This is a genomic window from Pseudomonas sp. J380, assembly GCF_009827115.1.
Classification (GTDB): domain Bacteria; phylum Pseudomonadota; class Gammaproteobacteria; order Pseudomonadales; family Pseudomonadaceae; genus Aquipseudomonas; species Aquipseudomonas paracarnis.
Genome location: NZ_CP043060.1, coordinates 5,011,697 through 5,033,939, shown reverse-complemented (window position 1 = coordinate 5,033,939; position 22,243 = coordinate 5,011,697). Strand labels below are relative to the sequence as shown.

Annotated in this window: 25 protein-coding genes; 11 read left to right on the top strand and 14 right to left on the bottom strand. The window is 61.0% G+C overall.

Annotation, left to right across the window (positions count from 1 at the left end; genetic code table 11):
* Window positions 1–3: 3 nt before the first annotated feature.
* Window positions 4–450, bottom strand: coding sequence for a DUF4879 domain-containing protein (locus tag FXO12_RS23045; protein ID WP_034127050.1), 447 nt, complete (start codon window positions 448–450; stop codon window positions 4–6).
* 188 nt (window positions 451–638) lie between these two features.
* Here FXO12_RS23045 and FXO12_RS23040 point away from each other — a divergent pair, with 188 nt between their 5' ends.
* Together FXO12_RS23040 and trmA are read left to right on the top strand one after the other, a co-directional pair.
* Complete coding sequence (locus tag FXO12_RS23040; RefSeq protein WP_003194342.1) at window positions 639–1,934, top strand: NCS2 family permease; 1,296 nt, start codon at window positions 639–641, stop codon at window positions 1,932–1,934.
* Window positions 1,931–3,010, top strand: coding sequence for a tRNA (uridine(54)-C5)-methyltransferase TrmA (gene trmA / locus FXO12_RS23035; RefSeq protein ID WP_057975525.1), 1,080 nt, complete (start codon window positions 1,931–1,933; stop codon window positions 3,008–3,010). Before FXO12_RS23040 ends, trmA begins: the two co-directional genes overlap by 4 nt.
* Before the next feature lie 116 nt (window positions 3,011–3,126).
* On the opposite strand, the gene FXO12_RS23030 is transcribed toward trmA, so the two are convergent.
* The 3 genes from FXO12_RS23030 to FXO12_RS23020 form a co-directional block, all read right to left on the bottom strand.
* A complete protein-coding gene (locus tag FXO12_RS23030) occupies window positions 3,127–3,591 on the bottom strand; it encodes a DUF2442 domain-containing protein (protein ID WP_057975526.1) in 465 nt (154 codons plus the stop codon).
* The gene (locus FXO12_RS23025; RefSeq protein ID WP_057975527.1) at window positions 3,588–4,016 is read right to left on the bottom strand and encodes a DUF4160 domain-containing protein; all 429 of its coding nucleotides are present in this window, start codon (window positions 4,014–4,016) and stop codon (window positions 3,588–3,590) included. Before FXO12_RS23025 ends, FXO12_RS23030 begins: the two co-directional genes overlap by 4 nt.
* A gap of 84 nt (window positions 4,017–4,100) precedes the next feature.
* Window positions 4,101–4,328 carry a hypothetical protein gene (locus FXO12_RS23020; RefSeq protein WP_125919839.1) on the bottom strand — a complete coding sequence of 76 codons (228 nt, stop codon included), beginning with the start codon at window positions 4,326–4,328 and terminating at the stop codon, window positions 4,101–4,103.
* Window positions 4,329–4,367: 39 nt separating this feature from the next.
* On the opposite strand from FXO12_RS23020, the gene aroQ reads away from it, so the two are divergent.
* The gene (gene aroQ / locus FXO12_RS23015) at window positions 4,368–4,814 is read left to right on the top strand and encodes a type II 3-dehydroquinate dehydratase (protein WP_019818037.1); all 447 of its coding nucleotides are present in this window, start codon (window positions 4,368–4,370) and stop codon (window positions 4,812–4,814) included.
* Window positions 4,814–5,662 (top strand): shikimate dehydrogenase, encoded by an 849-nt coding sequence (locus FXO12_RS23010; RefSeq protein ID WP_057975528.1) that lies wholly within the window; start codon window positions 4,814–4,816, stop codon window positions 5,660–5,662. The genes aroQ and FXO12_RS23010 overlap by 1 nt, the downstream gene beginning before the upstream one ends.
* 78 nt (window positions 5,663–5,740) lie before the next feature.
* Here the strand turns inward: FXO12_RS23010 and FXO12_RS23005 are convergent, their stop codons facing one another.
* Window positions 5,741–6,406, bottom strand: coding sequence for a TetR/AcrR family transcriptional regulator (locus FXO12_RS23005; RefSeq protein ID WP_054896166.1), 666 nt, complete (start codon window positions 6,404–6,406; stop codon window positions 5,741–5,743).
* Window positions 6,407–6,483: 77 nt separating this feature from the next.
* Window positions 6,484–8,385, bottom strand: coding sequence for a 3-dehydroshikimate dehydratase QuiC (gene quiC / locus FXO12_RS23000; protein WP_057975529.1), 1,902 nt, complete (start codon window positions 8,383–8,385; stop codon window positions 6,484–6,486).
* Window positions 8,386–8,611: 226 nt separating this feature from the next.
* On the opposite strand from quiC, the gene FXO12_RS22995 reads away from it, so the two are divergent.
* Window positions 8,612–9,946 (top strand): MFS transporter, encoded by a 1,335-nt coding sequence (locus FXO12_RS22995; RefSeq protein WP_057975530.1) that lies wholly within the window; start codon window positions 8,612–8,614, stop codon window positions 9,944–9,946.
* On the opposite strand, the gene FXO12_RS22990 is transcribed toward FXO12_RS22995, so the two are convergent.
* The gene (locus FXO12_RS22990; protein WP_003194370.1) at window positions 9,947–10,825 is read right to left on the bottom strand and encodes a DMT family transporter; all 879 of its coding nucleotides are present in this window, start codon (window positions 10,823–10,825) and stop codon (window positions 9,947–9,949) included.
* A 199-nt stretch (window positions 10,826–11,024) separates the two neighbouring features.
* Here FXO12_RS22990 and FXO12_RS22985 point away from each other — a divergent pair, with 199 nt between their 5' ends.
* Genes FXO12_RS22985 through FXO12_RS22975 form a run of 3 tightly spaced genes read left to right on the top strand, consistent with a single transcriptional unit; the run spans window position 11,025 to window position 13,346 of the window.
* Entirely contained in the window at window positions 11,025–11,438 is a 414-nt protein-coding gene (locus FXO12_RS22985) for a lipoprotein (RefSeq protein ID WP_057975531.1), read from the top strand.
* Between the two features lie 45 nt (window positions 11,439–11,483).
* Entirely contained in the window at window positions 11,484–12,371 is an 888-nt protein-coding gene (locus tag FXO12_RS22980; RefSeq protein ID WP_057975532.1) for a neutral zinc metallopeptidase, read from the top strand.
* Window positions 12,372–13,346: an alpha/beta hydrolase gene (locus FXO12_RS22975; RefSeq protein ID WP_060772735.1), complete on the top strand. Its 975-nt coding sequence runs from the start codon at window positions 12,372–12,374 to the stop codon at window positions 13,344–13,346.
* A gap of 132 nt (window positions 13,347–13,478) precedes the next feature.
* Here the strand turns inward: FXO12_RS22975 and FXO12_RS22970 are convergent, their stop codons facing one another.
* From FXO12_RS22970 to FXO12_RS22960, 3 genes are all read right to left on the bottom strand, one after another.
* Window positions 13,479–14,066, bottom strand: coding sequence for an HAD family hydrolase (locus FXO12_RS22970; protein WP_057975534.1), 588 nt, complete (start codon window positions 14,064–14,066; stop codon window positions 13,479–13,481).
* On the bottom strand, window positions 14,063–14,932 hold the full coding sequence (tesB, locus tag FXO12_RS22965) for an acyl-CoA thioesterase II (protein ID WP_054896170.1): 870 nt from the start codon (window positions 14,930–14,932) through the stop codon (window positions 14,063–14,065). The genes FXO12_RS22970 and tesB overlap by 4 nt, the downstream gene beginning before the upstream one ends.
* A 159-nt stretch (window positions 14,933–15,091) precedes the next feature.
* A complete protein-coding gene (locus FXO12_RS22960) occupies window positions 15,092–15,661 on the bottom strand; it encodes a GNAT family N-acetyltransferase (RefSeq protein WP_054896171.1) in 570 nt (189 codons plus the stop codon).
* A 76-nt stretch (window positions 15,662–15,737) separates the two neighbouring features.
* On the opposite strand from FXO12_RS22960, the gene FXO12_RS22955 reads away from it, so the two are divergent.
* Window positions 15,738–16,658, top strand: a complete 921-nt coding sequence (locus FXO12_RS22955; protein WP_057975535.1) for a histone deacetylase — start codon at window positions 15,738–15,740, stop codon at window positions 16,656–16,658.
* A gap of 171 nt (window positions 16,659–16,829) precedes the next feature.
* Complete coding sequence (locus FXO12_RS22950; RefSeq protein WP_057975536.1) at window positions 16,830–18,056, top strand: TIGR03862 family flavoprotein; 1,227 nt, start codon at window positions 16,830–16,832, stop codon at window positions 18,054–18,056.
* A gap of 371 nt (window positions 18,057–18,427) precedes the next feature.
* Here FXO12_RS22950 and FXO12_RS22940 read toward each other — a convergent pair whose 3' ends face one another.
* Both FXO12_RS22940 and yedA read right to left on the bottom strand, forming a co-directional pair.
* Entirely contained in the window at window positions 18,428–19,762 is a 1,335-nt protein-coding gene (locus FXO12_RS22940; RefSeq protein ID WP_019818046.1) for a DEAD/DEAH box helicase, read from the bottom strand.
* A gap of 48 nt (window positions 19,763–19,810) precedes the next feature.
* On the bottom strand, window positions 19,811–20,707 hold the full coding sequence (gene yedA, locus FXO12_RS22935; protein ID WP_034126930.1) for a drug/metabolite exporter YedA: 897 nt from the start codon (window positions 20,705–20,707) through the stop codon (window positions 19,811–19,813).
* 160 nt (window positions 20,708–20,867) lie between these two features.
* On the opposite strand from yedA, the gene FXO12_RS22930 reads away from it, so the two are divergent.
* The gene (locus FXO12_RS22930; protein ID WP_054918076.1) at window positions 20,868–21,329 is read left to right on the top strand and encodes an Lrp/AsnC family transcriptional regulator; all 462 of its coding nucleotides are present in this window, start codon (window positions 20,868–20,870) and stop codon (window positions 21,327–21,329) included.
* A gap of 84 nt (window positions 21,330–21,413) precedes the next feature.
* On the opposite strand, the gene FXO12_RS22925 is transcribed toward FXO12_RS22930, so the two are convergent.
* Complete coding sequence (locus FXO12_RS22925) at window positions 21,414–21,677, bottom strand: hypothetical protein (RefSeq protein WP_057975538.1); 264 nt, start codon at window positions 21,675–21,677, stop codon at window positions 21,414–21,416.
* Complete coding sequence (locus FXO12_RS22920; RefSeq protein ID WP_057975539.1) at window positions 21,667–22,233, bottom strand: hypothetical protein; 567 nt, start codon at window positions 22,231–22,233, stop codon at window positions 21,667–21,669. The genes FXO12_RS22925 and FXO12_RS22920 overlap by 11 nt, the downstream gene beginning before the upstream one ends.
* Window positions 22,234–22,243 lie beyond the last annotated feature (10 nt).

Below are 22,243 nucleotides of genomic sequence, written 5' to 3'. Positions count from 1 at the left end.
TGATCAGCGGATATTGAGCTGGGCTTTCAGGGTGTTTTGCGGCGGGTTGATCGAGGTATTGGTGAATTCGAACCAGCCCTGGGCCTGGACGTTCAGGTCGAACACATAGATGTAGCCCATCAAGGTGCCCACGCCGTTGCACGCCTCACTGATGTTGCCGACCTGGCACACCGCTGTGCGTTGCCCATTCAACTCTGCGCCGTTGAAGCGGCCCATGGGGCTGTTGCCCAGGCCCACTTCCATCACCGAGACCTGGGTGGGCCCGCGGTGCTCGCACATCTGGGTGGTGTTGACCCGCTCCGGGATCGCTTCGCTGCAGTTGGCCGATTCCACCTTGAACACCCGCACCTCGCTCAAGGCCGGTGCAGCCGCGCCCCATGCCGGTGCCGCGCCCAGCCACAGGCTGATACTGGCGATCAGAGCTAGACTCCACGGGTTGGCTTTTTTCATGCTGGCAATGACCCGGTATTGAACGTCGGCGCAGTATGCCTCAAGCCCATGCGCCACACAGCCTCGGCTGCTGGTATGATGCGCCGCTTTTTCCGATCCTCTCTGAAACCACAAGCGTTTGGCGCAGTTTGTGCTTTGACTTAGAGGTCAACAAATCACGACGCACAATAGCGTCACAGGGAGCCGGCATGCTGGAAAAGCTGTTTCAACTCAAAGCCCACAACACCAATGTGCGCACCGAGATTCTCGCGGGGATCACCACCTTCCTGGCCATGGCCTACATCCTGTTCGTGAACCCGAGCATCCTCGGCGAGACCGGCATGGACAAGGGCGCGGTGTTTGTCGCCACCTGCCTGGCGGCCGCCATCGGTTCGACCGTGATGGGCCTGATCGCCAACTACCCGATTGCCCTGGCACCGGGCATGGGTCTCAACGCCTTCTTCACCTACACCGTGGTCCTGCACATGGGCCACACCTGGCAAGTGGCGCTGGGCGCGGTGTTCATTTCGGCGGTGCTGTTCTTCCTGCTGTCGATCTTCCGCATCCGCGAGTGGATCATCAATGCCATCCCGCTGCCGCTGCGCTCGGCGATTGCTGCCGGTATCGGCCTGTTCCTGGCGCTGATCGCCCTGCATAACGCTGGTATCGTGGTGAGCAACCCGGCCACCATGGTTGGCCTGGGCGACCTGAAACAACCGGCGCCGATCCTGGCCACCTTGGGGTTCGTGCTGATCGTCGCGCTGGAAGCCCTGGCCGTACGCGGCGCGGTGCTGATCGGCATCCTGGCGGTGACCGTCGCTTCCATCGTCTTGGGCTTCACACCTTTTATCGGTGTGACCTCGGTACCGCCGTCCCTGGCGCCGACCTTCCTGCAGCTGGATATCAAGGGCGCGCTGGACATCGGCCTGGTCAGCGTGATCTTCGCCTTCCTGTTCGTTGACCTGTTCGACAACTCCGGCACCCTGATCGGCGTCGCCAAGCGCGCCGGCCTGATGGGCAAGGACGGCCATATGCCGAAAATGGGCCGTGCGCTGATTGCCGACAGCACCGCCGCCATGGCCGGCTCCCTGCTGGGCACCTCGACCACCACCAGCTACATCGAATCGGCTGCAGGCGTGAGCGCCGGTGGCCGGACCGGCTTGACCGCCATCGTGGTCGCGATCCTGTTTTTGCTGGCGTTGTTCTTCTCGCCATTGGCCGCCAGCGTGCCGGCCTATGCCACCGCGCCAGCCTTGCTGTTTGTGGCGGTGCTGATGAGCCAAGGCCTGGCCGAAATCGACTGGGACGACATTACGGTGGCAGCGCCGGTGGTGATCACCGCCCTGGCGATGCCCTTCACTTACTCCATCGCCAACGGCATCGCCTTCGGTTTCATCGCCTGGACCGCCATCAAGCTGCTTTCGGGCCGCTACCGTGAGCTGAACCCGGCACTGGTGATCCTGTCGATCCTGTTTGTGATCAAGCTGGGCTGGTTCAACGCATGACTTTCGACGCCGCAAGCTACACCGTTCAACTGCAAGACAAGGTCACGCGCCTGCGTGACCTGCTGGCACCGTTCGACGCGCCTGAGCCGCAGGTCTTCGACTCGCCGCTGCAGCACTTCCGCCTGCGTGCGGAGTTCCGCCTGTGGCGCGAAGGCGGCGAGCGCCACTACGCGATGTTCTCCCAGGAGGACAAGCGCACGCCGATCCTCATCGAAGAATTCCCCATCGCCAGCCAGCGCATCAACCAGTTGATGCCGCAACTCAAGGCCGCCTGGCAAGCCAGCGCTGCCCTTAGCCACAAGCTGTTCCAGGTGGAGTTCCTCACCACCCTGGCCGGCGACGCGATGATCACCCTGTGCTATCACCGCCCGCTGGACGAACATTGGCACACCGCCGCGAACAAATTGGCCGCTGAGCTGAATGTGAGCATCATCGGCCGTTCCAAGGGCAAGCGCGATGTGATCGGCCACGACTACGTGGTGGAGAAACTCGACGTCGGTGGGCGCACCTTCAGCTATCGCCAACCCGAAGGCGCGTTCACCCAGCCCAACGGCACGGTGAACCAGAAGATGCTCAACTGGGCCTACGAAGCGCTGGGCGATCGCCCGGACGATTTGCTGGAGCTGTACTGCGGCAACGGCAACTTCACCCTGCCGCTGGCGACCCGCGTGCGCAAGGTGCTGGCCACCGAGATCAGCAAGACCTCGGTGAATGCGGCCCTGAGCAACCTGGATGAAAATGGCGTGGATAACGTCAACCTGGTGCGCCTCTCTGCCGAAGAACTCACCCAAGCCCTGAACGAAGTGCGCCCGTTCCGCCGCCTGCACGGCATCGACCTGAAAAGCTACGAGTTCGGTAGCGTCTTCGTCGACCCGCCCCGCGCTGGCATGGACCCGGACACCTGCGAGCTGACCCGGCGCTTCGACAACATTCTGTACATCTCCTGCAACCCGGAGACGCTGGCGGCGAATATCGCGCAACTGCACGACACGCACCGGATCACCCAGTGTGCAATGTTTGACCAGTTCCCGTGGACGCACCATATGGAGTCGGGTGTGTTGCTGACCCGCCGATAAATCTGCGGGTTGCAGGAGCGAGCTTGCTCGCGAAAAACGTCAACGATAACGCGTGCTTCCTGGATGAACGCGGTGCCTGTGGGGTTTTCGCGAGCAAGCTCGCTCCTACTGTTTATTCAAGTGTCTGTTGTCTCTGGGGGCTGCGGTACTTCCTTGCGTGGCCGGCCACCCTTCTTGCCATTGGCCCGGGCCGCTGCGGTCTTGGCCGCGCTGCTTTTGCGACCATTGCGCGATGCCACCAGGCTGGTTGCCAGGTCCATCAGCGGCTGGCTTGTAGCGATCAACCCTGTGATCGAAACATCCAGGTCCTGCGCTTCACAGCTAATCGCCTTGCCACCGAACGTCACTTCCAGTTGCTGGAAATCCTTCTCTGAAAACTCTTCGAACTCCGGCAGGCCAGCCACCGGCAACACAACGCGGCTGCCATCGCTGAAACCAATGGAGAGGCAATCGTTTTCATAACGTACGTTACTGGCGTTGGCGTACAGGCGTTTGAACCTGCGTCCTCGGGCGATTGCCTTGTCAACGTCGGCTTCAGTGAGAGGTACATAAGGTGTGACTTTGGCTTTTATGATTTTCATAAATTAATCCCCACGCAATCTGGCGCTCTTACCAGATTCAAAATAGTCCGTTGCGCTATGACATCGTGCCTGGCGCTGGCGATGACATAGACGCCGTGTCGAATGACCAATCCTGGAACCAACTCACCAGCGTCCCAATTCCAGGAATGATTCTCCAGGCAAACCGTCTGCAGTTTTTCCCACCAAATCCTGCGTGCCCGCGCCAAGTAGTGCCGCTGCATGATCGCCCCGCGTATCTCCTTCAGAAGTGCTGTGGGTGGCCGCCTCCGTTCAGGCTCTACATCCCACAACTCAACTTCCCCATCCAGGAAACTGAAACGAAACCGCGCATCCCATCCCTTGCCCCTGACATGCACATGGGGCGGGCAATGCTCATCCCTGATAAACACCGAAATGACATAGCCTTTGTAAGCACCTACTCTCATCGTAACCCATCCGTTAGGTTATTTTCCGTCAGGTAACAATTTCCCTCTGCCACCCGACAACCGGCTCCTATTCCCGAAGCTGTTTCACAGATTAGTAACCACAAAAAAACCGGCGAATGCCGGGTTGTAACCAGTGATGCCAACGACTGGAACGACCCGGCCAATGCTCGAAAGTCCTCCTCGTTCAGCAACCTCGCGCAATACTTCAACCGAATGCACATCAGCCAGTGATCCAGCAATTGCATTGATTAAACGTTCGATCACCGAACAGATCCGCAGCCATCCATTGACCAAATTAACCAACCAGTACATTTTGACTCCACAACCAATAAGAACTGTGGAGAAGCCTCTATGCCGCCCATCGTGCTGGTGCTCAACGGCCCCAATCTCAACCTGCTCGGCACTCGCGAGCCTGCCACTTATGGCCATGAAACCCTGGCCGACATTGCCGCCTTGTGTGGTCGCAGCGCCGACAAGCTCGGGCTGAAGATCGAGTTTCGCCAGACCAACCACGAGGGCGAATTGCTCGACTGGATCCACGGCGCCCGCAACCGCTGCGCGGGTATTGTGATCAACCCGGCGGCCTGGACTCACACTTCGGTCGCGATCCGCGATGCCCTGGTGGCCAGTGAAGTGCCGGTGATCGAAGTGCATTTATCCAACGTGCATGCCCGTGAAGCCTTTCGTCATCACTCGTTTGTGTCACCGATCGCCCAGGCCGTGCTGGCCGGGTTTGGCAGCCATGGCTACCACCTGGCACTGGAACATTTCAGCCTGACGCTGAAGGGACGCACCTGATGAAACCACGCATACTCGCGGGCCTGATCGGCGCCGGCATCCAGGCCTCACGCACACCGGCACTGCACGAGCAGGAAGGCGACGCCCAGGGCTTGCGCTACCTGTATCGCCTGATCGACCTGGAGCCGCTGCACCTGGACCTCAGCGCCCTGCCGGAATTACTACGGGCCGCCGAGCTGATGCACTTCACCGGGCTGAACATTACCTACCCGTGCAAGCAGGCGATCCTGCCTTTGCTCGATGAGCTCTCCGATGAAGCCAGGGGCATTGGTGCGGTCAACACCGTAGTGTTCAAGGGTGGCAAACGCATCGGTCATAACACCGACTGCCTGGGGTTCGCCGAAGGCTTTCGGCGCAACTTGCACAACGTACCGCGCCAACGCGTGGTGCAGATGGGCGCCGGTGGTGCGGGCGCGGCAGTGGCCCATGCACTGTTGGCAGAAGGCGTGGAGTACTTGAGCATCTTCGATGTCGACCGCACTCGCGCCCAGGACCTTGTGGATAACCTTGCCCAGCAGTTCGGCATCGGTCGCGCTCAAGTCGGCAGCCACTTGGAAAACGCCATGGCCGAAGCCGATGGCCTGGTGAACACCACGCCGATGGGCATGGCCAAGCTGCCCGGCACGCCTGTGCCTGCGGCGTTGTTGCGGGCTGAATTGTGGGTGGCGGAAATTGTGTACTTCCCGCTGGAAACCCAACTGCTGCGCGACGCGCGCGCCTTGGGTTGCCGTACCCTGGATGGCGGCAATATGGCGGTGTTTCAGGCGGTGAAGGCGTTTGAGTTGTTCAGCGGCGAAGTGGCGGATGCAGACAGAATGCTGGCGCACTTCCAGAGCATGAATATCTAGGGATGCAACCCCATCATGACAGCAGACGCAGAGCGTCCATGTCGGCATTCCCACGCAGAGCGTGGGAACGATCAGTTCTCAGGCTTGCAGGTAGCGCAGCACCGACTCGCAAATCATTTCCCGATGGCGCTGCTTGATCGCCTCATCCGACAGTTCGATCTGGAAAATCTCGCTGAACGTGTGCCGGTTGGACACCCGGTAGAAACTGAACGAGTTGATCAGCAAGTGCACATCCAGCGGCTCCAGCCCTTCGCGAAACAGCCCCAACTCAGCCCCGCGGCGCAGGGTCTCCCCCAACCCTTCCAGGATTTTGCTGTTCATCGCCTTGATGGTGTCGGTGCGCTTGACGTACTCGGCGTTGTGGATATTTTCGATGCTGACGATGCGCACGAAATCCACGTTCTGGTCGTGGTGATCGAAGGTGAACTCCACCAACCGGCGAATCGCCTCACGCGGCTCCAGGGCCGTGAGGTTCATGCGGGTTTCGGTGTTGCGGATATCGCCGTAGAGCTTCTCCAATACCTCGACGTATAGCTGCTCCTTGCTGCCGAAGTAGTAATAGATCATGCGCTTGGAAGTGTGGATGCGCTCGGCGATGGCGTCTACGCGAGCGCCGGCCAGGCCCTGTTGAACAAACTCGACAATGGCTTCCTGGAGAATATTCTCCCGGGTCTTTTCCGGATTGTTCTTGCGACTCTTGCGCGGTGCGTCAGCTACCGCGGGGAGATCGGGACTCGAGGTCATGGTGCGCTCACGGCCATTGTTGTGCAGGCGCTGATTATGGGCCGCGGCGCTCCCCGAAGGAAGCACCTGCCTTGCGGTTATAGCCGAGCCTGGCGTACCGCCCCACTGCGCGACTTGGCCATCGCCGCCAGACGCACCGCCACGTTGGCAGCGCCGTAGCCGGCATAGCCATTCTTGCGCTGGATGATCTCGAAGAAAAACCGCCCCTCGAACGCCTCGGTGTACACATGAAACAACTCACCGCCCTGGGCGTCGCGGTCGTACAGCACGTTGTAATACGCCAACTCACTGAGGAACTCATCGTCGAAATCGAAGCGTGCCGCCAGGTCGTCGTAATAGTTGAGCGGGATATCCAGCAACGGCACACCGGCCTCTTTGGCCCGGCGTACCTCGGCGAAAATATCCGCGCAATCGAAGGCAATGTGGTGCACGCCCGAACCGCGATAGCTGGAGAGCGCGTGGGAAATCGCCGTGTTGCGGTTTTCGGAGATATTCAACGGCAGGCGAATCGAACTGCAACGGCTGCGCAACGCACGGCTTTTCACCAGGCCGTAGGGGTCGGGCAGGACCACTTCGTCATCGGCTTCGAAATCCAGCAGGCTTTTGTAGAACAACACCCAACTGTCGAGGCTGTCGGCCGGCAGCGCCATGGCCATATGGTCGATGCGCAGCAAGCCGCCACTGGCGGGTGCAGCCGTTTGCAGGTTGAAATCGGTGTCGTACAGCCCGCCTTCGCTGGGGTCGACCAGGTAAATCAGGCTGCCATCCGGTGCACGCACGGCGGCCAATTCCAGCTCGTTGGGGCCGACCAGGCCGCGATAAGGCTGGCCCTTGTAGGCCACCGCCCGCTCCAGGGCCTTGGCACTGTCCTTGACCCGAATTGCCGTGGCGCACAGCGACGGGCCGTGGGCCTCGAAAAAGTTGTGGGCGAAGGAATAGGGTTCGCAGTTGAGGATCAGGTTGATGTCCCCCTGGCGCAACAGGCTCACATTCTTGGAGCGATGCTGGCCGGCCCTGGCGAAACCCAGGCGCTCCAACCAGTGGGTCAGTTTGGCGCCGAGGCTTTCGTCCACGGCAAATTCAAGAAACTCGATACCGTCGTATTCGCTGGCCGCCTGAGTTTCAAACAGGATATCCACGGGCGCAGCGGGGGCTTCTTCAGCCAGGCGCTGGCGGGTTTTTTCTTCCAGGTACAACAGTGACCGCAAGCCATCCGCCGCATTCGCGCGTGTCGGCGCAGCGCGGAAACCGTCATTGAAAATTTCCAGGGACAACGGCCCGGTGTAACCACTCTGGATGATCGGCGCGAGAAAGCCCGCCAGGTCAAATTCGCCCTGGCCTGGGAAGCAGCGGAAATGCCGGCTCCACTCCAGTACATCCATGGCCAGGATCGGCGCGTCGGCCATTTGCACAAAGAAAATCTTGTCGCCGGGGATCTGCGCAATGCCACTCGGGTCGCCCTTGAGCGACAAGGTGTGAAAGCTGTCGAGCAACACGCCCAGGCTTGGGTGATCGACCTGGCGCACCAGGTTCCACACCTGTTGCCAGGTGTTCACATGCTTGCCCCAGGCCAACGCTTCATAGCCGATGCGCAGGCCGCGCTTGCCCGCATGTTCGGCCAGCAGGCTCAGGTCATCGAGCAGAATGCGTTCGTCGCCCACGCTGTCGGCCGAGGCGTTGCTGCACACCAATACCAGATCGGTGCCCAGCTCCTGCATCAAGTCAAACTTGCGTTCGGCACGCTCCAGGTTGCGTGCCAGGCGATCACGGCGGCAGCCTTCGAAGTCGCGAAACGGCTGGAACAGGGTGATGGCGATGCCGAGGTCGGCGCACATCTGCCTGACTTCCCGGGGGCTGCCGTCGTAATACAACAAGTCGTTCTCAAAGATCTCCACCCCATCAAACCCGGCGGCGGCGATGGCTTCGAGTTTTTCCGGCAGGGTGCCGCTCAAGGACACAGTGGCAATAGAACGTTGCATGGAAGACTCCCGGCAATTGTTGTTTGTGGCAAATTATTCGCCCCCAGCCTACAGGCAGCAATTAAAATGTACGAACCGGTTAGTTTTTGGTGCGATTATCGAACACTAAGCCTCTTTGGCGAATTGACGACTTTTTAACCACTGCGCACCATCGACCGGGCAATTCGCTCACGCAACAAAGACCCAGAACACACCATAAGAATTTCAAAAAACGGGTACAAACCTCATGCCTCTGCAAAATTCAGCCCTGGCCGAGCGCCCGGGCAACCCGCACGCCGGCATCGGCGACAAGATCCGCGGTGCCCTGGCCGTGGGTAAAACGCGCTGGGGCATGCTGGCCCTGGTGTTCTTTGCCACCACCTTGAACTACATCGACCGCGCCGCCCTGGGCGTGATGCAACCGATCCTCGCCAAGGAAATGAGCTGGACGGCGATGGACTACGCCAACATCAACTTCTGGTTCCAGGTCGGCTACGCCATCGGCTTTGTGCTGCAAGGCCGCCTGATCGACCGGGTTGGCGTCAAACGTGTGTTCTTCTGCGCCGTGCTGCTGTGGAGCCTGGCCACCGGCGCCCATGGCCTGGCCACCTCGGCGGTGGGCTTTATGGTCTGCCGGTTTGTCCTCGGGCTGACCGAAGCCGCCAACTACCCGGCCTGCGTCAAGACCACACGCTTGTGGTTCCCGGCGGGTGAACGGGCAGTGGCCACCGGCATCTTCAACGCCGGCACCAACGTCGGCGCGATGATGACGCCCATGCTGCTGCCGTTGATCCTGCACGTGTGGGGCTGGCAGGCAGCGTTCCTGTGCATGTCGGCACTCGGCGGTATCTGGCTGGTGCTCTGGGGCTTGAAGTACTACAACCCGGAAGACCACCCCACCGTTAAACAATCCGAACTGGACTACGTGCAACAGGAAGTCGAGCCGGAACAACCCCGCGTGCCGTTCAGCCGCATCCTGCGCATGCGCGGCACCTGGGCCTTCGCCCTTGCCTACTCGCTCACTGCGCCGGTGTTCTGGTTCTACCTGTATTGGCTGCCGCCGTTCTTGAACCAGCAATACAACCTGGGCATCAACGTGACGCAGATGGGCATTCCGCTGATCATCATTTACCTCACCGCCGACTTTGGCAGCGTGGGCGGCGGGATCCTGTCGTCATTCCTGATCGGCCGAGGGATGAACTCGATCAAGGCGCGGTTGTTGTCGATGCTGCTGTTCGCCTGCTGCATCGTCGGCGTGATCATGGCGGCCGGCTCCAGCCAGCTGTGGGTCGCGGTGTTTGCCATCTCCCTGGCCATCGGCGCGCATCAGGCCTGGACCGCCAACATCTGGAGCCTGGTGATGGACTACACGCCCAAGCACATGATGAGCACGGTGTTCGGTTTCGGCGGCATGTGCGCGGCCATCGGCGGCATGTTCATGACCCAGATCGTCGGCCATATCCTCACGGTGACCAACAACAACTACACGGTGTTGTTCACCCTGATCCCGGCGATGTATTTCATCGCACTGGTGTGGATGTACTTCATGGCGCCGCGCAAGATCCCCACGGTAGACGTTTAACTAACGCCGCCGCTGCTGCCAGGCAGCGGCCAACCCGCTCATGCAGATCACCCCGATACCCACCACCGTGGTCATATCGGGGGTATGGCTGAACACCAGCCAGCCCAACAACCCCGCAAACACGATCTGGCAATAGCCAAACGGCGCCAGCAAGGCCGGCGCCGCGAAGCGGAACGCCTGGGTGAGCATCAGGTGCGCGGTCATCCCGCAGGTGCCCAGCGCCAGCATCATCACCGCGTGCCACAACGTCGGCACTTGCCAGAAGAACGGCACCATCGCACTCATCACCAAGGTGTTGCACAGGCCGGCGAAGAAGTTGCTGGTAGTCGGGCTGTCGTATTGGCTGAGGATGCGCGTGAGCAACTGGTAGAAGCAGAAGAACAGCGCCGAGCACAGCGGCAGCAGTACCGCCGGGGTAAACAGCTCGCCGCCGGGGTGGATAATGATCACCACGCCGATAAACCCGCAGATCACCGCCAGCCACTGGCCACGGGTCACGTGCTCACCGAGCAACGGCACCGACAGCGCCGTCACCAGGATCGGCGCAAGGAAGTTCACCGCTGTAGCTTCGGCCAACGGGATGTAATGCAGCGCTGTGGTGAAGAACAGGCTGGTGCCCAACAGGCATAACGCCCGCACCACCTGCATGCCCGGCCGCTTGCTGCGCAACACGCGCAAGCCCGATTGCGGCAGGAAGATCCCGGCCATCAGCAAGGTGTGCACCATGTACCGCGCCCACACCACCATCACGATCGGGTAAAACCCGGCCAGGTATTTGGACAAGGCGTCGTGGCTGGAGAACAGGAACGTCGCCAGCACAATCAGCAGGATGCCTTTGAACGGATGGTTGACGCCGGAGAGCGGGGTACTGACAGTCATTGAATTCTCTTGTGTGGCGAGCGGGACGCTGAGCGCTGAACCAAGTCGCGCTCAACCCGGTAATCTAGCAGCCGGGCCGGAGTCTGCCCCAAGAGCATAACCAAACACTGGGCGAACAGCGCACTAAATCGATGGATCCGAGTCCAACGCTGCACGCTCGCCCCGGCGTTGCACACTTTTTAACCAAGGCCTTGCCGCTATGAAAAAATTCCTCTTTGCCCTGTCTGCCCTCGCCTTGCTCGCTGGCTGCGATAACGCCCCGAAAGAAGCCCCCAAGCCCGCGCCCGCTTCCGTGCAAGCGACCCTGGTGCCCGAGACCCCGCCCACCGATAAATGGGTTGGCAAGTGGGTCGGCGTCGAAGGCTTGCACCTGACCATCGCCAAGGACGACAGCATTGGCCGCGGCCACTACCTTCTCACCATGCAATACGGCCTCGACGCCGATGACGCTGGCACCTTTAAAGGTGAGGCCGCTGAAGACGGCATCGCCTTCACCCGCCCCGACGGCCCGCAGCTGCTGCGCGCTGGCGATGGCGCCGCCACCGGCTTGAAGTGGCTGGCAGATAAAAAAGACTGCCTGATCGTTGCCACGGGCGAAGGCTATTGCCGTTAATACCGACCATAATCAATCACGGTTAGCACACAGAGGATTGCTCCCATGCTATGGAAAAAAGGCCGACGCAGCGACAACGTGGTGGATGCCCGTAACGACAGTGGCGGCGGCGGTGGCGGTATGCGCTTCGGCGGCGGCAAGGGCCTGAGCCTCACGGCCATCGTGCTGATCGTCGGCATTGGCTGGCTGACCGGCCAGGACCCGATGCAGATCCTCGGCCAATTGACCGGCCAGATGGAACAAGCGCCGTCGGTCAGCACCCAGCCGCGTCAAGCGCCGGCGGCCAACGATGAGCAAGCCGACTTCGTGCGCGCGGTACTGGGCGACACGGAAGACACCTGGGGCCAAGTGTTCCAGGAAAACGGGCTGGCCTATAAGAACCCGAAACTGATCCTGTTCCGTGGCCGGGTGAACTCAGCCTGTGGAGGCGCCACTTCAGCCAGCGGCCCGTTCTACTGCCCGGCTGACCAGCAGGTGTACCTGGACCTGGACTTCTTCCGGGAAATGTCGCAACGCTTCCAGGCCGCCGGTGATTTCGCCCAGGCCTACGTGATCGCCCACGAAATCGGGCACCACGTACAAACGTTGCTGGGCATCTCGTCCAAGATCCAGGCGGCGCGCCAACAGGGACGGCAGATGGAAGGCGACGGTGGCCTGCTGGTTCGCCAGGAACTGCAAGCCGACTGCTTTGCCGGCGTATGGGCCAACCATGCGCAGAAACGCCTGAACTGGCTGGAACCCGGCGATATCGAAGAGGCCCTGAACGCAGCCAATGCCATCGGCGATGACCGCTTGCAGCAGCAGGGCCAGGGCCGCGTGGTACCGGACTCCTTCACCCACGGCACCTCGGCCCAGCGCGTACGCTGGTTCAAGACCGGCTTCGCCCAGGGCCAGATCACTCAATGCGATACCTTCGCGGCCAAGAGTCTGTAAATGATCAAACGATTGGGGTTACTGCTGGGTGTGCTTGTGTCCTGTTGCACCTTCGCGGCTGAACACTGCGTCAAGGTGGTCAGCCCCGATCGCTTTCATCTGGAGGCCGGTGACCTCAGCCTGGGCCTGAGCCAGGATTGGCGCCAACCGCTGCCCAAGGTCACGCGCGCATTGATCATCGTGCATGGCCGCCTGCGCAATGCGCAAACCTACCTGCAAAGCGGCATCGACGCCGCCGCGCATGCCGGAGTGGGTGGAAGTACGCTGGTGATTGCGCCGCAGTTTCTCAATCAGGCGGACGTGAAGCGTAACCACCTGGACGATCAGGTTTTGCGTTGGAAGGGCAACGATTGGATGGCCGGCGAAGCGTCCACCGGCCCAAGGCAGATCAGCTCTTATGGCGCTCTGGACCAGATCATCAAGCACTTGGGCAACCGCACACTGTTCCCGGCACTGAAAGAAATCGTGGTCGCCGGGCATTCCGGTGGCGGCCAAGTGGTGCAGCGCTTCGCCCTCACCGGCCACGACCACCCGCTGCTGAACACCGAAGGCATCCGCCTGCGGTATGTGGTGGCTAACCCGTCGTCCTATGCGTATTTCAGTCCGCAACGCCCGGTGAAGTTCGACATCGCCAATTGCCCAGGCTTCAACGACTGGAAGTACGGCATGCAAAACCTGCCGGATTACGTGGGTGACCGAGGTGCCCAGCAACTGGAACAAGACTACGTCTCACGCGACATCACTTACCTGTTGGGCCAGCAGGACACCGACCCCAACCACCCGGCATTGGATAAAAGCTGCGAAGCCGAAACCCAGGGTGCGTATCGACTGCTTCGTGGCCACAACTACTTTGACTACCTCAAGCAGCGGCATCCGCAGTTGGGCCACCGGCTGGTAGAAGTGCCGGGGGTGGGGCATGACGGGGATAAGATGTTTACCTCGCCAGAGGGGGAAAAGGTACTGTTCGCCCAGTAGCACCTGAAGGAACCCCATCAAAATGTGGGAGCTGGCTTGCCTGCGATGACGGACTGTCAGTTGATAAAGTGTCAGCTGACCCAACGCTATCGCAGGCAAGCCAGCTCCCACATTTGCTCTCTGTCGCCCGGCTTAGATCATTCGGCGCAGCGCCGCACAATCCTCGGCGTGCCAATCCGCCAATTCCGGCCAAGGGTTCTCCGGCAAGTTCACCAACACCGTCTTGGTGCCCGCTGCCCGGCCACAATCCAGGTCAAAGCGATAATCCCCCACCATCACCATTTCGCGCGGTGCTACGTCCCAAGCCGCCGCCAGTTTCAGCAACCCACCGGGATCCGGCTTGTGCGGCGCATCATCGCGCCCCAGCACGTCCTCAATGGCAAAGCAGTCCGCCAGGCCTATCGCCTCCAGGGTGATATGGGCCAGCTCCCGCGCATTACGGGTCAGGATCCCCAAGCGATAACCGCGCCCAGCCAATTCGCGTACCAGCTCAACGGCACCTTCGGCCGCAATGGAACCCAGCGCCAGCTCGCGCTCATGCTCCAGCAACCAGGCATGTTTGGCCTGCGCGACATCTGCCGGCAATGTCGCGAGGTGCGTGAGAATGTCGTCTTCAGGCGGGATCTGCAGCGCCACGCGGATCGCCGCAAAATCATGCACCGCCACCGTGAGGGTGCCGTCCATGTCGAACACCCAGTGCTTCACGTCGCCGAGGCTCATGCCCAATCCTTGCGATGGCGGATCAAACCTTCCTGGGTCACCGACGCCACCAGTTGCCCGGCGCGGTTGTACACGCTGCCCCGGGAGAAACCCCGGGAGTTGCCAGCCCACGGGCTGTCCATGGCGTACAGCAACCAGTCATCGGCACGCAGGTCGGCGTGGAACCACAGCGCGTGATCGAGGCTGGCGACCTGCATGTCTTTCTGCCACACGGTCTTGCCATGGGGCAGCAACGAGGTGGTCAACAGGCCGAAGTCCGAGGCGTAGGCCAACAGGTATTTATGCAACGCCGGCGTGTCCGCCAAGGCACCGTCGGCACGAAACCACACGTACTTGACTGGGTCGGACGGCTGCGGGTTGAAGGGGTCTTTTTCGGTGACCGGGCGCACCTCGATGGGCTTGGGGCACAGCAGCTTGTCGCGCATGTGCTCGGGGATCAGGTGCGCACGTTGCTGGGTCAGCTCCAGCTCCGACGGCAGGTTTTCCGGGCCCACTACCACCGGCATGGTGGTCTGGTGCTCGAAGCCTGCTTCGTCGTACTGGAACGAGGTCGTGCAGGTGAAGATCGGATTGCCCTTTTGAATCGCGGTGACACGACGCGTGCTGAAACTGCCACCGTCGCGCACGCGGTCCACCGAATACACCACCGGCAACGCGGCATCGCCAGGGCGCAGGAAATAACCATGCAGGGAATGCACATGCCGAGCTTCTTCTACGGTCTGGCTGGCCGCCGACAGCGACTGGCCGAGCACTTGGCCGCCGAACAGTTGGCGAAAGCCCAGGTCCTGGCTGCGACCGCGAAAGAGGTTTTCCTCGATCGGCTCCAGGGTCAGCAAGTCCACCAGATCTTCCAATACTTGGCTCATTGAAACTCTCCTCAAAGCAAAACGGTATCCACCTGTAGGAGCGAGCTTGCTCGCGAAGGTCGTTAACGATGACGCAGCGCTTCTGGTTTACCGCAGCGCTCTTGCGACCTTCGCGAGCAAGCTCGCTCCTACGGGTTTCTGTTGAGCATGACCGCCTGCTTATCCGTGCAGCGTGTCCAACCATTGGGCGCGGGTGATGCGGTACAAAACGTGAGGGCGCAGCGGGTCACCGGCTGCGACTTTCGGGTGTTCAAAATCTGCCTGCGGATCGTAATGCATACCGATGGCCTGCATGACTTTTTGTGAGGGCAGATTGGCTTCAGTGGTGAAGGCCAGGATTTCGTCCAGTTGCAAGCGGTCAAAACCACAACGCAACGCCGTCCAGGCCGCCTCACTGGCATAACCCAGGCCCCAATGTTCGCGGGCCAGGCGCCAGCCGATTTCCACCGCCGGGGTAAAGCCGGCTTCGAAGCTGACATTCGCGAGGCCCGTCAGGCCGATAAATTCACCGGTGTCCTTGCGCTGCAAAGCCCAGAACCCAAAGCCATATTCAGCAAAATGCCCGCGAATCCGGCCGATCAACGCTGCGCTCTCCAAGTGGCTCAATTGAGCCGGGAAGTAACGCATCACCTGCGGGTCGGCGCACATGCGCGCAAAGTCCGGCAGGTCGCTGTCGCGCCATTGGCGCAGCACCAAGCGTGCACTTTCCAATTCCAGTATCGGCTCCATGGGTCCCCCTGCCTTGCCATGTGCGTGAGTGTACAGCGCTGTTAAGATCCTTCGCAGGTTCCCGTCAGAAAATCCCATGCCCTTGCCATTGATCTACCACGAAGACTACAGCCCTGAGTTCCCGGCGGACCACCGGTTCCCCATGGACAAGTTTCGCCTGTTGCGTGACCACCTGGTGGACAGCGGCCTCACCGAAGACAGCCAATTGCTGCGCCCGCCGCTGTGCCCGGCAGACATTTTGGCTCTGGCCCATGAACCGGGGTATATCGAACGCTACATGAGCGGCGAACTGTCCCGCGAGGACCAACGCCGCCTCGGCCTGCCGTGGAGCGAAGCCCTGGCCCGGCGCACGGTGCGTGCGGTGGGCGGCTCGATACTGGCGGCCGAACAGGCCCTTGAACATGGCCTGGCCTGCCATTTGGCCGGTGGCACCCATCACGCCCACTACGACTATCCGGCGGGCTTTTGTATTTTTAATGACCTGGCGGTGATCAGCCATTACCTGCTGGCCAGCGGCCGGGTCAATCGCGTGCTGATCTTCGATTGCGACGTGCATCAGGGCGACGGCACCGCACGCATCCTGCACAACACGCCAGACGCCATCACCGTGTCGCTGCACTGCGAAAAGAACTTCCCGGCACGCAAGGCCCAGAGCGACTGGGACATCCCGCTGCCCATGGGCATGGGCGATGCCGACTACCTCAAGGTGCTGGATGACGCGCTCAACTACCTGCTGCCGCTCTACCAGCCGGACCTGGTGCTGTACGACGCCGGCGTGGATGTGCACAAGGACGACGCCCTTGGTTACCTCAAGCTGACAGACGAAGGCGTCGCCGCCCGTGATGAAAGCGTGATGCGCCACTGCCTGGGCCGCGACATACCGGTGATGGGCGTGATCGGTGGCGGCTATAGCAAGGACCGCCCTGCCCTCGCCCGCCGCCACGGCATCCTGCACCACAGCGCGCAGCGGGTATGGACGTCATCAGGCTGTCATTGAAGTGTGAGCGTTACCCACAATGCCTGTGGAACGGCCTGTGGATAACTTGAGCGTAAGCGGCTACAAGCGTTTGACCGCATGGCCTGTAGGAAAGTGTACGTTTTTTGATCAGGCAGCGGCGTCGTGGTCGGGTAGAATGCTCGACCTATTCACATCACCGTAGCCCTGCCCATGCCTCAGACTTCTGCCCACCACGTCTCCATTATCGGCGGCGGCCCCGCCGGGCTGATGGCCGCCGAAGTCTTGAGCCAGGGTGGCGTGCGCGTGGACCTGTACGACGGCATGCCGTCGGTGGGGCGCAAGTTCCTGCTGGCAGGCGTGGGCGGCATGAACATCACCCACTCCGAGGCGTACCCGGCGTTCCTGTCGCGCTACGCCGAACGCGCGCCGCACATGGCGCCGCTGCTGCGCAGCTTTGGCGCCGAGGCGTTGTGCGAATGGATCCATGGCCTGGGTATCCAGACCTTTGTCGGCACCTCCGGCCGCGTATTTCCTACCGATATGAAAGCCGCGCCACTGCTGCGCGCCTGGCTCAAGCGTCTGCGGGAGCAAGGTGTGGTTATCCACACCCGTCATCGTTGGACGGGTTGGAATGACGAGGGCGATTTACTTATCCACAGCCCGGACGGCGAAAAAGTTGTCCACAGCGACGCTGTGCTGCTGGCCCTGGGCGGCGGCAGCTGGTCGCGATTGGGCTCCGACGGCGCATGGCTCAACCTGTTTGAAGGCAAAGGCCTGCCCTATGTGAGGCTGCAACCGAGCAACTGCGGGTTTGAAGTGTCGGCATGGAGCGAGTTGATGGTCAGCAAATTCGCTGGCGCGCCGTTGAAAAACGTCGCCATTGGCCTGGGGGATGACAAGCCTCGGCTGGGCGAATGCGTGATCACCGCCACCGGTATCGAAGGCAGCTTGATTTACGCCTTATCGGCGCCGATTCGCGAAGCGATCAACCGCGACGGTGCGGCCACGGTGCATATCGATTTGCTGCCCAGCAAGCCGCTGGACAAGGTGCAGGCCGCATTGGCCAAGCCCCGTGGCTCGCGGTCGATGAGTAAGCATTTGCACAGTCAGCTGGGGTTGGATGGCGTGAAAGCGGCGTTGTTGCGCGAGCTGACGCCTGCTGAACACTTCACCGACCCGGCGCAATTGGCGGTGGATATCAAGGCGTTGCCGCTGACGCTGGTGAGGACGCGGCCGATGGATGAGGCGATCAGCACGGCGGGTGGTGTGCCGTTTGAAGCGCTGGATGAGCGGTTGATGCTCAAGCCATTGCCTGGGGTGTTTTGTGCGGGGGAAATGCTCGATTGGGAAGCGCCGACCGGTGGGTATTTGCTGACCGGGTGTTTTGCCAGTGGCCGGGCGGCTGGGCTGGGGATGTTGGAATGGCTCCAACGCTGATCGTTCCCACGCTCTGCGTGGGGATGCCGCCAGGGACGCTCTGCGTCCCGCTTTAGGTTCGTGACGCAGAGCGTCACAGGATGCGTTCCCACGCGGAGCGTGGGAACGATCAAATGCGGCCGATGGATGAGGCGATCAGCACGGCGGGTGGTGTCCCGTTTGAAGCGCTGGATGAGCGGTTGATGCTCAAGCCATTGCCTGGGGTGTTTTGCCAGTGGCCGGGCGGCTGGGCTGGGGATGTTGGAGTGGCTCCACCGCTGATCGTTCCCACGCTCTGCGTGGGGATGCCGCCAGGGACGCTCTGCGTCCCACTTTAGGTTCGTGACGCAGAGCGTCACAGGATGCGTTCCCACGCGCGTGGGAATGATCAATCACTTCTTCTTACGCGGCCCAGTATTAAACACCGGCACCTTGCGCACCGGCTTGATCGACGGCTCAGCCGGGGCTACTTCCCCACTGTCCACCCACTTGCCCAGGTTGCGCTTGCCGCCACCGCCGGACGCCTTCGGCTTCTTCGGCTTTTTCGGTTTCTTCACCACCTGCCCGCTGGCATCGGTGTCCGGCACGCGGTGCTCCGGCTCGAAATCCGGTTCCATTTTGCGGGTGAGGGTCTGGCGGGTCAGCATCTCGATGGCCGAGAGCATGTTCACCTCATCGGCACACACCAGGGAAATCGCCTCACCGGTGTTGCCCGCACGCCCGGTACGGCCGATACGGTGGATGTAGTCCTCGGCCACGATCGGCAGGTCGAAGTTGACCACCAGCGGCAGGTCTTCGATATCCAGGCCACGGGCCGCTACGTCGGTGGCCACCAGGATCTGCACGTCGCTGGCCTTGAAGCGGTCCAGTGCGCGTTGGCGGGTGGCTTGGGGTTTGTCGCCATGGATGCCGTCGGCGTTGATCCCCAGGCCCTGCAACTTGTCCACCAGCGCATCCACGCCGTTGCGGGTCTTGGCGAACACCAGCACTTGCTTCCAACGGCCCTTGCGCATCAGGTGCACAAACAGCTCCGGCTTGCGCTTCTTGTCCACCGGCACCACCCACTGCTTGACGGTGTTGGCGGCAACGTTGCGCGGGCTGACTTCGATGCTCAGCGGGTCGTTGAGCATCTGCCCGGCGAGCAGGCGAATGTCATCGGAGAAGGTCGCGGAAAAGAGCAGGGTCTGGCGCTTTTTCGGCAGCATGCGATAAATGTTGGCAAGCTCTTCGGAGAAGCCCAGGTCGAGCATGCGGTCGGCTTCATCCAGCACCAGGGTTTGCAACTGGTTGAGCTTCAGCGCGTTCTGGCGGAACAGGTCGATCAGGCGGCCAGGGGTGGCGACCAGAATGTCGACGCCTTTGCGCAGCTTCATCATCTGCGGGTTGATGCTCACGCCGCCGTACACCGCGTAAGTGGTCAGCGGCAGGTGTTGGGCGTACTCGGCAACGCTGGCATGAACCTGCTCGGCCAGTTCACGGGTGGGGCACAGGATCAGCGCACGCGCCGAGTTGGCGGCGACTTTCGGCCCTTCCATGGTCAGCAGTTGCAGCAGCGGCAAGGCGAAACCTGCGGTCTTGCCGGTGCCGGTCTGGGCCGCGGCCATCAGGTCGCGACCGGCCAGCACTGCCGGAATGGCTTGCGCCTGCACCGGCGTCGGGGTCTGGTAGCCAAGCGTCTCAAGGGCGCGCAGCAAGGGTTCGATCAGGCCAAGGGTGGCGAAAGTCATGTAGTTACCGTAGGAAAAATTCAGCGCAAGGGCGTAATGCGCGGCAGTTTACCTTATTTCGGGTTTGGGCTTGCGCCATTGGGGCAGGCTGATCAGCAACACCGCGCTGATGATCACCAGCATTGCCAGGGCTTCTTCCAGGCCGATGCTCTCACCCACGAACACAATCCCCAGCAACACGGCGACGGCCGGGTTCACATAGGCGTAGCTGGTCGCCGCCGCCGGGCGTACGTGCTTGAGCAGGTACATATAAGCGTTGAAGGCGATGATCGAGCCGAACACCGTGAGGTACGCCAGGGCCAGCCAGCCCTCCAACGGCGGCATGGCCTGCAGGTGCTCGCCAGACAATGCGCTGACGATCAGCAGCGCCACGCCAGCCACGAGCATTTCCGCGGCGCTGGCCATGGCGCCTTGGGGCAGCGGCAAATGGCGGCTCCACACCGAGCCGAAGGCCCAGGACGCCGCCGCCATCAACAGCAACACCGCGCCCAGTGGGCTCGACTGCAAGGTACTGCCCATGTTGAGCATGGCGATGCCGATGATCCCCAGCAGCACGCCTGCCCATTCCAACCGCGTATTACGCGCGCCCCAGAAAAAACCACACAGCAAGGTAAACAGCGGCACCGTCGCCACCGCCAGCGCCGCCACGCCGGACGACACGCCCATATGTTCCGCCACGCTGACGCCACCATTGCCCACGGTGAGCAACAAAATGCCGATCATCCCGGCAGCCTTCCACTGCGGCCAGGTCGGCGCCGGCACCCCGCGCCATCTGAGGAAGCCATACATCAATACCCCCGCCGTGCAAAACCGAATCCCCGCCAGCAACAGCGGCGGCCAGTACTCCACGCCGATACGGATCACCAGGTAGGTGGAACCCCAGATCACATACAACGCAAAAAAGGCGGCGATCAACGGTAAGGGAAAGCGACGTGGGCCAGGCATTGGGCGGCTCTATGGCAGGAAATGGGAGACTTATTCTAGAAACGAAGGTGGATAAACTTAAGTTACAAAACCTGTTTAAAACGCCAATACACTTCTCAAACCATGGTTATCAAGGCTATAAACCGTGCTTTCGAAAGCCACGCGCAACCGGAGCCTTATCATGGACAAATACGACCGCATGCTCCTTAGCGCCCTGCTTGAAGATGGCCGTGCTTCCTACGCGCAACTGGCGCGCACCGTAAACCTCTCCGCCCCCGCCGTGGCCGAACGCGTGGCCAAGCTTGAGGCCAGCGGCGTGATCACCGGCTACCAGGCCAAGGTGGATTTATCCAAAGTGGGCTTGCCGATTCAATGCGTGATTGAGTTGCGGCTGACCAACCATGGCAGCCAAAAGGTGTACGACGCCCTGGCGGAGATACCCGAACTCACCGAATGCCACCGGGTCACGGGCGACCCCTGCGTGATCATGCAAGCGGCGGTGGGCTCGATGCCCGAGTTGGAGAGCCTGATTAATCGGGTAGCGAAGTTCGGCTTCAGCAAGACCTCTATTATTTTGTCCAGCGCCATAGAGCGGCGGGTGCCGTTGGGGCAATTGGAAGCCAATGGGAAAAATGCTGGCTGAGCGATCGTTCCCACAGGGATCGCGTACTGCCCGAGCGACGCGGTCAACTGTGGAGCTGGCTTGCCTGCGATGGCGTCAGTGGCCTCACCGAAGAGTCGAATGCTGGACGATCAAATCGACTATCTGCTCGAGGGTCGTGATGTGATCCCAATCCTCCTGCGTCGCTTGCAGCTTGAACTGCCACTTGATCTGCATGACAAAGCAGGTCACGTCGTCATCAATGATGTCGAAGTCATGGATGAAATCGGTGTGCTCCGTCACTTCGCTTCGGTCGATAAAACCGATGATATCCACGAACAGCTGGATCACTTTTTCGCTGATGTCGGCTCTGGCCAGGCTACCTTCCATTTCTCGCCTCATAGGCACACTTACCAATACTGACCAGGTCAAAGACTGCAAGCCCGGCAGCGACGAAGGGCATGCCCCGCCCGATGATGCCAAATACCCGCACCGTGCCAGACGTTGCCTTTGCCATTCTGTCCATGGTGGGTTGCCTGATCAACGTACGAGGGAAAAAGCGCATTCCGATCAGGCTAGCCAGGTTCGTGGTTTTGCTGGAGCCGACGTGAACCCAAGCACCCACCACAATTTTGCTTATGGGTATGCCCGCCGCGTCAGTGATCACTGTGGCTGCCGTGAGGCCGTAGTGTTGCTGTGTACATTTCCAGAGTTCATCAAACGTCGTATCGGGCGCAACGGGGTCAGCGTGAATCGGCTTGAGTAACTGGTAATGAGGGCCATGACTCCAACCTGGCAAACTCGGCAACACCATGACTGCCGGGCAGCTTGTCATCGTGTTGCCCACATGAAACGCCATGCTTGAACTGGAACCCAGATCAATGCCATTTGATTCAAGTTCCAACTTGCTTCGCATGATCGCTGTATGAAGGTCGCTTTCCTGCATGTTCTTTGTC